Source organism: Ramlibacter sp. (genome assembly GCF_041916345.1).
Lineage (GTDB): Bacteria > Pseudomonadota > Gammaproteobacteria > Burkholderiales > Burkholderiaceae_C > Ramlibacter.
The window spans coordinates 22,108-36,041 of the sequence record NZ_JAYRZR010000017.1 but is presented as its reverse complement, the minus strand read 5'-3'; the positions used below and the strand labels follow the sequence as shown (position 1 = coordinate 36,041).

Here is a 13,934-nt window from a genome sequence, read left to right as displayed (position 1 = left end):
CCTTCGCTACCATCGGCGCATGAGCGACAACGACACTTCCCTCCAGCACCTGCTGGACCACAACCGCGCCTGGGCGGCGAACATGGAGCGGGAGCGTCCCGGCTTCTTCACGAAGCTGTCGCAGCAGCAGCACCCGCGCTACATGTGGATCGGCTGCGCCGACAGCCGCGTGCCGGCCAACCAGATCACCGGGCTGGATCCGGGCGAGGTCTTCGTGCATCGCAACGTGGCCAACGTGGTGGTGCACTCCGACCTGAACGCGCTGTCCACCATCCAGTTCGCGGTGGAGCACCTGAAGGTGCAGCACATCATGGTGGTGGGCCACTACGGCTGCGCGGGCGTGCGTGCCGCGGCCCGTGGCCTGCGCGTGGGCCTGGCCGACAACTGGCTGCGCCACATCCAGGACGTGCGGCTGCGCCACCGCAAGCGCATCGAGCACCTGCCGGAGGCGCAGCAGGAAGACGTGCTGTGCGAGGTGAACGTGATCGAGCAGGTGGGCAACGTGGCCTTGTCCACCGTGATGCAGGATGCCTGGGCCCGGGGCCAGCAGGTCACCATCCATGGCTGGGTCTATGGCCTGAAGGACGGCCTGCTGAAGGACCTGCAGGTCAGCATGAGCCACCCCGGCGAGGTGGTGGACGTGTTCCGCAACGCACTCAAGCGCTATCCGCGCGCCGCCGGCGTCGCGCATGAGGAGGATTGAGCCGATGTTCCCCCAGCGCCTGGACTCTCCCCATGCCTACGACATCGCCAAGGCGATGATGGACGGCTTCAACCGCCACTACCGCCTGTTCCGCACCGAGTCGGCGCGCGCCAAGCACCGCTTCGAGACGGCCGACTGGCACGGCCAGCAGCGCGCCCAGCGCGAGCGCATCGAGTTCTACGACCTGCGCGTGAAGGAGGCGGTGACCCGGCTGGAAAAGGAGTTCAAGGCCGGCGAGCAGCCGATGGAGGTGTGGCAGCAGGTCAAGCTGCACTACATCGGCCTGCTGATCGACCACCACCAGCCGGAGCTGGCGGAGACCTTCTTCAACTCGGTCACCACCAAGATCCTGCACCGCACCTACTTCCACAACGACTTCATCTTCGTGCGGCCGGCGGTCAGCACCGAGTACATCGAGAACGAGGAGCCGGCGGCGGCGCCCACCTACCGCTCGTACTACCCCACGCGCACCACGCTGCACGACACGCTCGTGCGGCTGGTCAACGACTTCGGGCTGCAGCGGCCTTTCGACGACCTGGCGCGCGATGCCGGCTACGTGCTGGAGGCCATGGACGGCCGGCTGAGCCAGGTGAAGCTGCGCGCCAACTTCCAGATCCAGGTGCTGTCGTCCCTGTTCTTCCGCAACAAGGGTGCCTACGTGGTGGGCAAGATCATCAACGGCTTCACCGAGCTGCCGTTCGCCCTGCCCATCCTGCATCGTCCGGCGCGCGAGGGTGCCAGTGGCAGCCAGCTGGTGATCGACGCCTGCCTGTTCGGCGAGGACGAACTGCAGATGCTGTTCTCCTTCGCGCGTGCCTACTTCATGGTGGACATGGAGATCCCCTCGGCGTACGTGCAGTTCCTGCGCTCGCTCATGCCGCGCAAGCCGCGCGCCGAGATCTACAACGCGCTCGGCCTGGCCAAGCAGGGCAAGACGCTCTTCTACCGCGACTTCCTGTACCACTCGCGCCACTCCAGTGACCGCTTCCGCATCGCGCCTGGCATCAAGGGCATGGTGATGCTGGTGTTCGACCTGCCCTCGTTCCCGTACGTCTTCAAGGTCATCAAGGACTTCTATCCACCGCAGAAGGACACCACGCGCGAGCAGATCCAGGGCAAGTACCTGCTGGTGAAGCAGCACGACCGCGTGGGCCGCATGGCCGACACACTGGAGTACAGCGAGGTGGCCTTCGCCCGCGACCGCTTCGAGGAGGAGCTGATCGAGGAGATCCGCAAGTTCGCGCCCAGCCAGCTGGAGATCTCCGACCGCGACGGCGACGGCCAGGAGGAGGTGATCATCAAGCACCTCTACATCGAGCGCCGCATGATCCCGCTGAACATCTACCTGCAGGAGGCCTTTGACGCCCTGCAGTCCGGCGATGCCTCGGCGGTGGCGCCGGCGCAGGCGCAGATCGAGCGCGCGGTGGTGGAGTACGGCAACGCCATCAAGGACCTGGTGGCCGCCAACATCTTCCCCGGCGACATGCTCTGGAAGAACTTCGGCGTCACCCGCAACGGCAAGGTCGTGTTCTACGACTACGACGAGATCGAGTACATCACCGACTGCAACTTCCGCCGCGTGCCGCCGCCGCGCAACGAGGAAGACGAGATGTCGGGCGAGATCTGGTACTCGGTCGGCCCGAAGGACGTGTTCCCCGAGACCTTCGGCCCCTTCCTGCTGGGCAACACCGCCGTGCGCGAAGTCTTCATGCGCCACCACGCCGACCTGCTGGACCCCGCCTTCTGGCAGGCCCACAAGGAGCGCATCGCCGCCGGCCACGTGCACGACGTGTTCCCGTACGACCGCGAGCGCCGCTTCAATCGCCGCCAGCAGGCGGCGGCCGCCGGCGCCGAGACCGAGGCCGTGTCGGCCGAGTAGGCCCGGCCGCCATCCACCCGTTCCATTGAAGGAGAACCATCATGGCTGAATCCATCGTCATCGTCGGCGCCGCGCGCACCCCCATGGGCGGCTTCCAGGGCGACTTCACCGCGCTCGCCGCGCACGACCTGGGCGGCGCCGCCATCCGTGCCGCCGTGCAGCGCGCCGGCGTGCCCGCCGACGCCGTGGGCGAGGTGATCTTCGGCAACTGCCTGATGGCGGGGCAGGGCCAGGCGCCCGCGCGCCAGGCCGCCTTCAAGGGCGGGCTGCCCAAGAGCGCGGGCGCGGTGACGATGTCCAAGATGTGCGGCTCCGGCATGAAGGCCGCGATGTTCGCGCACGACATGCTGCTGGCCGGCACGCACGAGGTGATGGTCGCCGGCGGCATGGAGAGCATGACCAACGCGCCCTACCTCATGCTCAAGGGCCGCGGCGGCTACCGCATGGGCCACGACCGCATCTTCGACCACATGATGCTCGACGGCCTGGAGGACGCCTATCAGCCCGGCCGCTCCATGGGCACCTTCGGCGAGGACTGCGCCGCGAAGTACAGCTTCACCCGCGAGCAGCAGGATGCCTTCGCCGTGGCCTCGGTCACGCGTGCCAAGCAGGCCACCGAGAGCGGCGCCTTCGCCGCCGAGATCACGCCCGTGACGGTGAAGGACCGAGCCGGCGAGCGCGTGGTCAGCATCGACGAAGGCCCGGGCAAGGTGAAGCTGGACAAGATCCCGCAGCTCAAGCCCGCGTTCAAGAAGGACGGCACCATCACGGCCGCCTCCAGCAGCAGCATCAACGACGGCGCGGCCGCGCTGGTGATGATGACCGAGTCGACCGCCCGCCGCATGGGCGCGCAGCCGCTGGCCCGCATCGTGGCGCACGCCACGCACGCGCAGGAGCCGGAGTGGTTCGCCACCGCGCCGGTGGGCGCCACGCAGAAGCTGCTGGCCAAGGCCGGCTGGTCGGTGGGCGACGTGGACCTGTGGGAGGTGAACGAGGCCTTCGCCGTGGTGCCGATGGCGCTGATGGCGGAGCTGAAGATCGCGCACGACATCGTCAACGTCAACGGCGGCGCCTGCGCCCTCGGCCACCCCATCGGCGCCTCGGGCGCGCGCATCATGGTCACCCTGCTGCACGCGCTCAAGGCCCGTGGCGGCAAGCGGGGCGTGGCCACGCTGTGCATCGGCGGCGGCGAGGCGACGGCGGTGGCGCTGGAACTCGCTTGAACGTCCTCGTCCTCGGGGCCTCGCGCGGGATCGGGCTGGAGTTCGTCCGGCAATACGCGCATGCGGGCCACACCATCACCGCGACGGCGCGCGACAGCGAAGGCCTCGCGCGGCTGCAGGCCCTGGGCGCGCGGGCACTGAAGGTGGATTTTGCCGAGCCGGCCAGCGTGAGCGGGCTGGCCTGGCAGCTCGATGGGGAGCAGTTCGACGTGGCGCTCTACGTGGCGGGGGTCATGTCGCGCGGCAATGCCACCGTGCCGCCCACCCGCGAGGACTTCGACCGCGTGATGCGCACCAACGTCTGGGGCGCGATGCAGGCCATCACCCAGGTCGCACCGCTGGTGGAGGCGGCCGGTGGCCGCTTCGCCTTCATCAGCAGCGAGATGGGTCACATCGCCGGTGTGCCCTCCAGCTACTCATGGGTCTATCGCACCAGCAAGGCGGCCTTAAACATGGCTGTGGCCGCGGCGCGGCACGACTACCCGCGCGCGGTGATGGTGGCGCTGAGCCCGGGCTGGGTGAAGACCGACATGGGCGGCGCCGGTGCGCCGCTCTCGGTGGAAGACAGTGTGGCGGCCATGTGCCGCACGATCGAGGGGCTCACGGCCGATGACCGGGGTCGCTATCTCAGACACGACGGAGCGCCCTTTGCGGGCTGGTGAACCATGCTGCTGACCCAGGACCAGGAAATGATCCGCGACGCGGTGCGCGACTTCGCCCGCGAGCAACTGTGGCCCCATGCCGCGCGCTGGGACCGCGAGCACGTGTTCCCGCGCGAGGCGCACCAGGGCCTGGCCGCGCTGGGCGCCTATGGCATCTGCGTGCCCGAGGAACTGGGCGGCGCCGGCCTCGACTACGTGACGCTCGCGCTGGTGCTGGAGGAGATCGCCGCCGGCGATGGCGGAACCAGCACCGCGATCAGCGTCACCAACTGCCCGGTCAACGCGATCCTGATGCGCTACGGCTCCGCGGCGCAGCAGCAGCGGTGGCTCACGCGGCTGGCGCGCGGCGAACTGCTGGGCGCGTTCTGCCTGACCGAGCCGCACGTGGGCAGCGATGCCTCGGCGCTGAAGACCACCGCTCGGCGTCAGGGCGATGGCTATGTGCTCAATGGCGTCAAGCAGTTCATCACGAGCGGCCAGAACGGCCACCTGGCCATCGTCATCGCCGTCACCGACAAGGCTGCTGGCAAGAAGGGCATGAGCGCCTTCCTGGTGCCCACCGACACGCCCGGCTACGTGGTGGCGCGCCTGGAGGAGAAGGTGGGCCAGCACTCCAGCGACACCGCGCAGATCAACCTGGAAGACTGCCGCATTCCGGCCGACCATCTGATCGGCGAGGAGGGCGAGGGCTACAAGATCGCGCTGTCGGCGCTGGAGGGCGGTCGCATCGGCATCGCGGCGCAGAGCGTGGGCATGGCCCGTAGCGCCTTCGAGGTCGCCCTGCAGTATGCGAAAGATCGCCAGAGCTTCGGCACCGCCATCTTCAACCACCAGGCCGTGGGCTTCCGCCTGGCCGAGTGCGCGACGAAGCTGGAGGCCGCGCGCCAGCTGATCTGGCACGCGGCCAGCCTGCGCGATGCCGGCCGGCCCTGCCTGAAGGAGGCCGCCATGGCCAAGCTGTTCGCCAGCGAGATCGCCGAGCAGGTGTGCAGCGCCGCCATCCAGACGCTGGGCGGCTACGGCTACGTGAGCGATTTCCCGGTGGAGCGCATCTGGCGCGACGTGCGCGTCTGCCAGATCTACGAGGGCACCTCGGACGTGCAGAAGATCCTGATCCAGCGGGCGCTGTAGGGGAGCTGCCACGCGCCAGCACGGCCGTGGCTATGATCGCGGGCAGGCGCGGCCCCGGCCGGCGGCACGCGACCCCGAGGCATCATGCGAATCATCATCCTGGGCGCCGGCCGTGTCGGCGAAAGCGTGGCGGAGAGCCTGGTCTCCGAGCGCAATGACATCACGGTGATCGACCCCGATCCGCAGCGCCTGCGCGCGCTGGAGGAGCGGCTGGACCTGCGGGGCGTGCCGGGCAACGGCATCCATGCCGAGGTGCTGCGCCGCGCCGGCGCGCCCGATGCCGACATGCTGGTGGCCTGCGCCTCGCTGGACGAGACCAACCTGGTGGCCTGCAAGATCGCGCATGACCTCTTCAGCGTGCCCACCACCATCGCCCGCCTGCGCGCGCCGGAATTCGTGGAAGGCGCCCCCCTGATGGACAAGTCCGGCTTCGCGGTGGACCACGTGATCTGCCCCGAGGAATCGGTGGTGCGCTACGTGCAGAAGCTGATCGACTACCCCGAGGCGCTGCAGGTGCTGGAGTTCTCGCGCCAGCGCGCGGTGCTGATCGCGGTGCGCGCCGCCGCCGGCAGCCCGGGCGTGAACCACACCATCGCCGAATTCCGTGAGCTGTTCCCGGATGCGCCGATGCGACTGGTGGCCCTGTACCGGCAAGAGACGCTGATGCAGTGCGAGGGCCCCACGCGCATCCTGCCTGGCGACGAGATCTTCCTGCTCGCCGACAGCCGCCGCATCGGCCCGGTGCTGCGCGCCATGCACCAGTCGGACGCCCCCGTGCGGCGCGTGATGATCGCCGGCGGCGGCAAGGTGGGCCTGCGCCTGGCGCGCCGCCTGGCCGGCCAGTACCAGGTGAAGCTGATCGAGCGCGATGCCAAGCGCTGCGAATACCTGGCCAGCCAGCTGCCGGCCGACATGCTGGTGCTGCAGGGCGATGGCACCGACGAGGAGCTGCTGGCCGACGAGAACGTGAAGGACATGGACATGTTCCTGGCCCTCACGAGCGACGACGAGGACAACATCCTCGCGGCCATGCTGGCCAAGCGGCTCGGCGCGCGCCGCGTGCTGTCGCTGATCAACCGGCGCGCGTACGCCGACCTGATCCAGGGCAGCACCATCGACATCGCCGTGTCGCCCGCGCAGACGGTGATCGGCGAGCTGCTGGCCCACGTGCGGCGCGGCGACGTGAAGGCCGTGCACAGCCTGCGCCGCGGCGCGGCCGAGGCGCTGGAGGGCGTGGCCCGTGGCGACGCGCGCACCTCGCGCCTGGTGGGCCGGCGCGTGGGCGAGGTGCCGCTGCCGCCGGGTGTGCGCATCGGCGCCATCGTGCGCGGGCAGGGCGACGATCCGCAGGTGCTGATGCCCTTCCACGACACGCAGATCGAGACCGACGACCACCTGATCATCTTCATCCCCAGCAAGCGCCAGGTGCGCGAGGTGGAGAAGCTGTTCCAGGTGAGCGCCACCTTCTTCTGATGGACAGCCTGCAACCCGTCCTGGCGGTGCTGGCGCGCGTGCTCGCCGGCTTCGCCTTCGCCTTCCTGGTGCCGCTGGCCTGGGCCGCCGGCCTGCGCGAGGACCCGACCCGCATCGTCTGGGCGACGGGGTTCGTGCTCACGCTGGTCGCGGGCTGGGCGCTGGGGCGATCGGTGCGCCGCTACCGGCGCGAGCTGCAGCCGCGCGACGGTTTTCTGCTGGTGAGCCTGGTGTGGGTGGTGCTGCCGGCCGTGGCGGCGCTGCCGCTGCTGTGGACGGTGCCGGGCATCGACTTCGCCATCGCCTACTTCGAGGCCATGAGCGCGCTCACCGCCACCGGCGCCACGGCGCTGTCGGGGCTGGACCAGCTGCCGGTGAGCGTGAACGTGTGGCGCTGCTTCCTGCAGTTCGTCGGCGGCCTGGGCATCATCCTGCTGGTAGTGGCGGTGCTGCCGCTGCTGGGCCTGGGCGGCATGCAGCTCTATCGGGCCGAGACGCCGGGGCCGATGAAGGACGACAAGCTGACGCCCCGCATCGCGGACACCGCGCGCGGCCTGTGGTCGGTCTACTTCAGCCTGTCGATCGTCTGCCTGCTGGCGTATCGCTGGGCCGGCATGGACTGGCCGGACGCCTTCATGCACATGTGCAGCACCATGGGCCTGGGCGGCTTCTCCTCGCACGACGCCGGCTTCGCGCACTGGAATTCGCCGCTGATCGAGGCGGTGGCCATCGTCTTCATGACGCTGGCCGGGGTGAGCTTCGTGCGCTACTTCGCGGTCTGGCACATGCGTTCGCTGGGCGTGCTGCTGCGCGACGTGGAGGTGCGCACCTATGCGGGCGTGCTGCTGGGCGCCGCCCTGCTGCTGAGCCTGGTGCTCGCAGCCCATGGCACGTACGACACCTACCTGGCCAGCCTGCGCGCCTCGGCCTTCCATGTGGTCTCGCTCGCCACCACCACCGGCTACGCCGCCACCGACTACACGCTGTGGCCGGCCTTCGCGCCGGTGCTGATGATCTTTCTCGGCTGCTTCGCCTCGTGTGCCGGCTCCACCGGCGGCGGCATCAAGATGGTCCGCATGATCCTGCTGGTGAAGCAGGCGCGGCGCGAACTGGTGCGCATCATCCACCCGCGCGTCATCAACCCGGTCACGCTGGGCGGCGCCACCGTGCCGGCCACCGTGCTGGCCGCGGTGCTGGCCTACATGCTGATCTACGGCGCCAGCATGGTCGGCCTGACGCTGCTGATGCTGATGTCGGGCCTGGACCTGGTCACCGCCTTCTCGGCCGTGATCGTGTGCGTCAACAACATCGGCCCCGGCCTCGGCCTGGTGGGGCCGGCCAGCAACTTCGGCGTGCTGAACGACTTCCAGCTCTGGATCTGCAGCTTCGCCATGCTGCTGGGCCGGCTGGAGCTGCTGTCGGTGCTGGTGCTCTTCACGCCCCAGTTCTGGCGAAAATAGCGGTCAACACAGGAGACGATGCATGCCCATCACCAAGGGATTTCGTGCGCTGGTGGACGAAGCCATGGCGCAGGTGAAGACCTACACCGTGGCCCAGGTGCGCGAGCGTGCGGCCGACGCGAAGCTGCAGATCGTGGACATCCGCGACGTGCGCGAGCTGCAGGCCGAGGGCACGGTGCCCGGCAGCTACCACGCGCCGCGCTGCATGCTGGAGTTCTGGGTCGACCCGGAGTCGCCGTATCACAAGAAGATCTTTGCCGACGAGGGCAAGGAGTTCGTGCTGTTCTGCGGCGCCGGCTGGCGCAGCGCGCTGGCGGCCAAGACGCTGCAGGACATGGGCATGACCAACGTCGCCCACATCGACGGCGGCTTCACCGAGTGGGTGAAGCAGGGCGGCCCGACCGAGACGCTGGAACAGCGCAAGGCGCGCAAGCCGGCGTGAGGCGCCGCACGGGGCCGGGCCGGCCATGAACGTCGCGGCCGACGCGCCCTGCCCCTGCGGCCGCCTGGATGCGCGCGGGCGACCGCTCCTGCACGCCGCCTGCTGCGGGCCGTGGCTGGCGGGCGCGCCCGCACCGGATGCCGAGGCCTTGATGCGGTCCCGCTACTGTGCCTTCGTGCTTCAGGACGCCCCGTATCTGCTCGCCACCTGGCACGCCTCCACCCGCCCGCCCGCGGTCGACTTCGAGCCGGGCCTGAAGTGGCTGGGCCTGGACGTCCGGTCGCATCGGCAGACGGACGATGACCGGGCCGTAGTGGCCTTCGTGGCGCGCTCGCGCCTGGGTGGCCGCGCCCACCGGCTGCAGGAGTGGAGCCGCTTCGTGCGCGAAGACGGCCGCTGGTTCTATGTGGATGGCGATGTGGCGTAGATTCCGTCGACTCGCGCTGCTCGTGGCGGTGCTGCTCGTGCTGGTGTGGACGGTGGGCATCGAGCCCCGCTGGGTGGCCGCGCGCGAGATCGAGGTGGCCGTGCCGAAGTGGGCCGGCCCGCCCGGGTTGAAGGTGGCGGTGGCGAGTGACTGGCATTTCACCAAGCGGCCGTTGCGCCGGGTGATGACGGTGGAGCGCGCTCGGCGCATCGTGGCCGAGATCAACGCGGCGCGGCCGGACGTGATCCTGCTGCCCGGCGACTTCATCGCCGATGCCGACTACCGCCCCGAGCACGCGGCCACGCCCGAGGACGAGATCGCCCAGGAACTGGGCCGCTTGAAGGCGCCGCTGGGCGTGTTTGCCGTGCTGGGCAACCATGACTGGTGGCATGACGGCCCGCGCTTCATGGCGGCGCTGCGCCGGCAGGGCATCGTGGTGCTGGAGAACGAGGCGCGTGCCATCGACGCCAACCTGTGGGTGGTGGGCGTGGGCGACCACTCCACCGGCCACTCGCGCCCGCGCGAGGCGATGGCAGGCGTGCCTGCGCGGGCGCAGGCGCTGGTGATGATGCATGACCCGGCCAGCCTGTTCGATCTGCCCCCGGTGCAGGGCCTGGTGGTGGCGGCGCACACGCATGGCGGCCAGATCCGCCTGCCCTTCATCGGCGCCCCCGTGGTGCCCGGCGCTGCGCCGCGGGAGTGGGCCCATGGCTGGGTGGCACACGGTGACCGGCAGATGTACGTCACCAGCGGGCTGGGCGTGAGCATCCTGCCCGTGCGCTTCAACAGCCGGCCCGAGTGGGTGCTGTTCCGCCTGGCCGGCGCCATGGGTTGAAGGAACAACGATGATTCGAAGCAGGAGGCGCCATGGCGCGATATGACGCGGTGCTGTTCGATTGCGACGGCGTGCTGGTGGACAGCGAGGGCATCACCAACGGCGTGCTGCGCGACATGCTGGAGGAGCTGGGCTGGAAGCTCACCCGCGCTGAGTGCATGCGGATCTTCGTCGGCAAGGCGGTGAGCGACGAGCGCGCGCTGATCGAGGCGCACACCGGCCAGCCCCTCACCGAGGACTGGTTCGTGCGCTTCCGCGAGCGCCGCAACCAGGGCCTGATCGCGCACGTGGGGCCGATTCCCGGCGCGGTGGAGGCGGTGCAGGCGCTGCACGCGGGCCTGCAGGGCCGCATCGCCTGCTGCTCGGGCGCGGACCGCTTCAAGGTGGAGATGCAGCTCGGCAAGTGCGGCCTGCTGCCGTACTTCGAGGGCCGTGTCTTCAGCGGCCACGAGATGCCGCGATCCAAGCCCGCGCCCGATGTCTACCTGGCCGCCATGGCCCGGCTGGGCGTGGCGCCCGGGCGCTGCCTGGTGGTCGAAGACACCGTCACGGGCGTGCAGGCCGGTGTGGCCGCCGGCGCCACCGTGTGGGGCTATTGCCCGCCCGAGGCCGGGCACGACGCGCCCGATGCCCTTCGGTCGGCCGGGGCGGTGGGGCTGTTCGCGGCGATGGGCGGCCTGGCGGGGTCGGTGCTGGCCGATTGAGGCCCGCGCGGGCGACACGCCCGCCGCCCGGGGCCGGGATTCAGGCGGTGCCCACTTCCTCCGCGTGGTTGCCCACATGCATCGCATGCGCGGCGGCGTACTGGCGCTTGTCCAGCCGGCCGTACGCGAAGTGCGGCATCAGCGGCCCGGCATGGGCCTGGAATCGCGTGATGGCCGCGCGCAGGCGGTCGGCGCCGGGCTGCAGGTCGGCCGTCATGGGCAGTGCCGGTGCACCCGGGATGGGCTCGGCCAGGCCGTGGCTCATGCGGCCGCGCCACTGGAAGAAGGCGAAGGCGGCCGCGCCGGCCGTGGCCTGGAACAGGGCGCTCTTCGGGGCGGGGTAGCCGTCCAGGCTCATCTCGATGCTCTGCGCCAGGTGCTGCAGCACGGTGCCGATGGGCCACTGGCCGCGCATCGTGACTTTGGGGGCGCGTTGCAGCGTGTCCAGCCAGCGTAGCGCGTCGTCCAGCGTGTGAACGGGAATCGATGCGGGTGTGGCAGGCTGGCTCATGGCGGGGCGGGTGAGGGCGGGCAGGGTCAGCGGCAGGCTGGCCAGCAGGAGGTGACGGCGGCGCATGGGCGCCCATCGTATCGGCTGAAAGCCCGTCCGGCGGGACAATTGCACGCGCATCCGGGTTGGCGTCGGCGTGGCCCGGCAGGCCGCCGGCCCCGGTGCGGTAGGCTTGCGCCCATGCGAACCGTCCTCCGTGCCCTGCCCGTCCTTGCGGCCCTCGTCCTCGCCGGCTGTGCAAGCGCCCCGCCGGCGCCGTCCGCGGCCAGCCCCGCGCGCATCACCTTGCCCAGCGGCGTGGTCGTGGAGACCGTGCAGACAGGCCTGGGCGATCCGCCCGGCCCGCGCGACGTGGTGCGGGTGCACTACCGCGGCACTTTCGAGGATGGCCGCGAGTTCGACAGCAGCTACGCCCGCGACCGCCCGGCGGAGTTCCCGCTGGACCGCGTCATCCGCTGCTGGACGGAAGGCCTGCAGCACATGCGCGGCGGCGGCAAGGCCCGGCTCTACTGCCCGTCGGCCACCGCCTATGGCGAGAAGGGTGCGCCCCCCTTCGTGATGCCCAACACCCCCCTCCAGTTCGAGATCGAGCTGCTGCTTGTTCTGCGCCGCTGAGAACCCACCGCCCCCAGGAGACGACGATGCTCACCTTCTACTACGGCCGCGGCACCTGCGCCGTGGCCACCCATCTCGCGCTCGAGCACACCGGCGCCCCCTACGACGCGCAGCGCGTGGACCTCAAGGCGGACCAGCAGCGTTCGCCCGAGTACCTGAAGCTCAATCCCAAGGGGCGGGTGCCCGTGCTCGTCACGCCGCAGGGCGTGCTCACCGAGACCCCGACCCTGCTGCTGTACGTGGCGCAGGTGCATCCCCAGGCGGGGCTGGCGCCGCTGGATGACCCGTTCGCGCTGGCGCGCATGAACGAGTTCAACAGCTATCTGTGCAGCACGGTGCACGTGAACCACGCCCACAAGGGCCGCGGCCATCGCTGGGTCGATGCCGCGGACACCGCCGCCATCGAGGCCATGCGCCGCAAGGTGCCGCAGACCATGGCCGATTCGTTCGCCCTGATCGAAGGCGGCATGCTGCGCGGCCCCTGGGTCCTGGGCGACGTGTTCAGCACCGCCGACTACTACCTCTACACCATCGCGAGCTGGCTGGAGGGCGATGGCGTGGACATCGCACGCTTCCCGCGCGTGGCGGACCACTTCGCGCGCGTGGGGGCGCTCCCGGTCACGCAGCGCGTGCTGGCGGCGCAGGCGGCGGACTGAGGCGTCCGCGCATGGGTGACGGGGAACGCGGCGCCGCGGACCTGTCCGTGGCGCCCCTGGCGGCGCGCGTGGCGCGGCACTTCTTCGTGCACAGCGGCCACGTGCCGCTGGTGCTGCTGATCCTGGAGGCCTTGCTGGCGGCGCCCGGCTACTTCAGCCGGCCCGACGCCTACATGCTGCTGGCCGCTGGCGTGCTGCAGGCCTGGGTGGCCGAGGGGCCGGCAGCCCGTGACCGCAGCCTGCGGGCGCTGGCGAACTTCGCCGGGCCCCTGGTCTACACGCTGCTGGAGTGGGGCCTGGAGGGGCCGGTCTTCTTCACGCAATGGCATCACCAGGCCTACTGGGTCTTCGCGGCCCTGTTCGCCCTGCTGCACGCGGTGCCCGAGCGGGCGGCCGGGGTGATCGCGGAAAGCGTGGTGCGGTCCTCCATCCCGTTGATGCTCTATGCCCTGTTCGAGGCGCGGCTGAAGAACGTGGTGCCCACCCCGGCCTGGTTCTTCGCCGATGCCGCGCATGTCTTTCTCGCCATCGTGCAGGTGCTGCTGGGCCTGCTGCTGGGGCTGGCCGACTGGCACCTGCGCCGCTCCATGGCGACCATCGCCGCGCTCACCGCCCGGCTCGCGCGCTACTCGCAATGGGCGCTGGGCGCGGGCGTGCTCGGACGCGCGCTCACCGACGAGCGAACGCTGTCCCTGCAGCGGCTGGAGCGCACCGTGCTCTTCATGGACGTGCGGGGCTTCACGGCGTGGAGCGAGACCCAGTCGCCCGAGGCGGTGGTGGACCTGCTGCATCGCTACTACGCGGCGGCCGAGCAGTTCGCCACCGGGCCGCGGCTGGTCAAGCTCAAGTACACCGCGGACGAGGTGATGGCGGTGTATGACGATCCCTCGGCCGCGCTCTCGGCCGCCGCCGGGATGCTGAAGGCGGCAGGCGCCGTGCTGGCCGCGCAGGGCCTGGGCGCCGGCTGCGGCGTGCACCAGGGCCTGCTGGTCGAAGGGGTGCTGGGTGGTGCGGACAGCAAGGCCTATGACTTCATCGGCGACACGGTCAACACGGCGCAGCGCCTCTGCGACGCGGCGGGCCGTGGCGAATTGCTCGCCACGCTGGCCACCTGCCGCGCGGCCGGGCGCGTGCCGCGCGAGGAACGGGCGATCACGGCCAAGGGCAAGCGCGAACCGCTGGCCGTGGGCGTGCTCGCAACCTGAAAGCTGGA

15 protein-coding genes are annotated in these 13,934 nt (G+C 70.4%); 14 read left to right on the top strand and 1 reads right to left on the bottom strand.

The features are described 5' to 3' along the window. Positions 1–19 precede the first annotated feature (19 nt). The 11 genes from can (at position 20) to ACE3T5_RS07165 (ending at position 10,939) form a co-directional block, all read left to right on the top strand. Positions 20–703 carry a carbonate dehydratase gene (gene can / locus ACE3T5_RS07215; protein WP_374665965.1) on the top strand — a complete coding sequence of 228 codons (684 nt, stop codon included), beginning with the start codon at positions 20–22 and terminating at the stop codon, positions 701–703. A 4-nt stretch (positions 704–707) separates the two neighbouring features. Next, a complete protein-coding gene (gene aceK / locus ACE3T5_RS07210; protein ID WP_374665963.1) occupies positions 708–2,582 on the top strand; it encodes a bifunctional isocitrate dehydrogenase kinase/phosphatase in 1,875 nt (624 codons plus the stop codon). 41 nt (positions 2,583–2,623) lie between these two features. After that, complete coding sequence (locus ACE3T5_RS07205) at positions 2,624–3,805, top strand: acetyl-CoA C-acyltransferase (RefSeq protein WP_374665961.1); 1,182 nt, start codon at positions 2,624–2,626, stop codon at positions 3,803–3,805. Continuing rightward, a complete protein-coding gene (locus tag ACE3T5_RS07200) occupies positions 3,802–4,467 on the top strand; it encodes an SDR family oxidoreductase (RefSeq protein WP_374665958.1) in 666 nt (221 codons plus the stop codon). Before ACE3T5_RS07205 ends, ACE3T5_RS07200 begins: the two co-directional genes overlap by 4 nt. Positions 4,468–4,470: 3 nt before the next feature. Further along, entirely contained in the window at positions 4,471–5,598 is a 1,128-nt protein-coding gene (locus ACE3T5_RS07195; RefSeq protein WP_374665956.1) for an acyl-CoA dehydrogenase family protein, read from the top strand. A gap of 84 nt (positions 5,599–5,682) precedes the next feature. Then, a complete protein-coding gene (gene trkA, locus ACE3T5_RS07190) occupies positions 5,683–7,071 on the top strand; it encodes a Trk system potassium transporter TrkA (protein ID WP_374665953.1) in 1,389 nt (462 codons plus the stop codon). Further along, positions 7,071–8,531, top strand: coding sequence for a TrkH family potassium uptake protein (locus ACE3T5_RS07185; protein WP_374665951.1), 1,461 nt, complete (start codon positions 7,071–7,073; stop codon positions 8,529–8,531). Before trkA ends, ACE3T5_RS07185 begins: the two co-directional genes overlap by 1 nt. 22 nt (positions 8,532–8,553) lie before the next feature. After that, positions 8,554–8,973 carry a rhodanese-like domain-containing protein gene (locus tag ACE3T5_RS07180; protein WP_374665949.1) on the top strand — a complete coding sequence of 140 codons (420 nt, stop codon included), beginning with the start codon at positions 8,554–8,556 and terminating at the stop codon, positions 8,971–8,973. 25 nt (positions 8,974–8,998) lie between these two features. Then, complete coding sequence (locus tag ACE3T5_RS07175) at positions 8,999–9,400, top strand: YchJ family protein (protein ID WP_374665947.1); 402 nt, start codon at positions 8,999–9,001, stop codon at positions 9,398–9,400. Next, on the top strand, positions 9,390–10,235 hold the full coding sequence (locus tag ACE3T5_RS07170) for a metallophosphoesterase (RefSeq protein ID WP_374665945.1): 846 nt from the start codon (positions 9,390–9,392) through the stop codon (positions 10,233–10,235). Before ACE3T5_RS07175 ends, ACE3T5_RS07170 begins: the two co-directional genes overlap by 11 nt. Before the next feature lie 32 nt (positions 10,236–10,267). Next, positions 10,268–10,939 (top strand): HAD family hydrolase, encoded by a 672-nt coding sequence (locus ACE3T5_RS07165; protein ID WP_374665943.1) that lies wholly within the window; start codon positions 10,268–10,270, stop codon positions 10,937–10,939. 40 nt (positions 10,940–10,979) lie between these two features. Here ACE3T5_RS07165 and ACE3T5_RS07160 read toward each other — a convergent pair whose 3' ends face one another. Next, positions 10,980–11,516, bottom strand: coding sequence for a DUF1569 domain-containing protein (locus ACE3T5_RS07160; protein ID WP_374665941.1), 537 nt, complete (start codon positions 11,514–11,516; stop codon positions 10,980–10,982). Positions 11,517–11,630: 114 nt separating this feature from the next. On the opposite strand from ACE3T5_RS07160, the gene ACE3T5_RS07155 reads away from it, so the two are divergent. From ACE3T5_RS07155 to ACE3T5_RS07145, 3 genes are read left to right on the top strand one after another with little or no spacing between them, the layout of a single operon-like run. After that, positions 11,631–12,065, top strand: a complete 435-nt coding sequence (locus ACE3T5_RS07155; RefSeq protein ID WP_374665939.1) for an FKBP-type peptidyl-prolyl cis-trans isomerase — start codon at positions 11,631–11,633, stop codon at positions 12,063–12,065. A 26-nt stretch (positions 12,066–12,091) separates the two neighbouring features. Then, a complete protein-coding gene (locus ACE3T5_RS07150; protein ID WP_374665937.1) occupies positions 12,092–12,721 on the top strand; it encodes a glutathione S-transferase family protein in 630 nt (209 codons plus the stop codon). 11 nt (positions 12,722–12,732) lie between these two features. Beyond that, positions 12,733–13,926, top strand: a complete 1,194-nt coding sequence (locus ACE3T5_RS07145; RefSeq protein ID WP_374665935.1) for an adenylate/guanylate cyclase domain-containing protein — start codon at positions 12,733–12,735, stop codon at positions 13,924–13,926. The last annotated feature ends 8 nt before the right edge of the window (positions 13,927–13,934 follow it).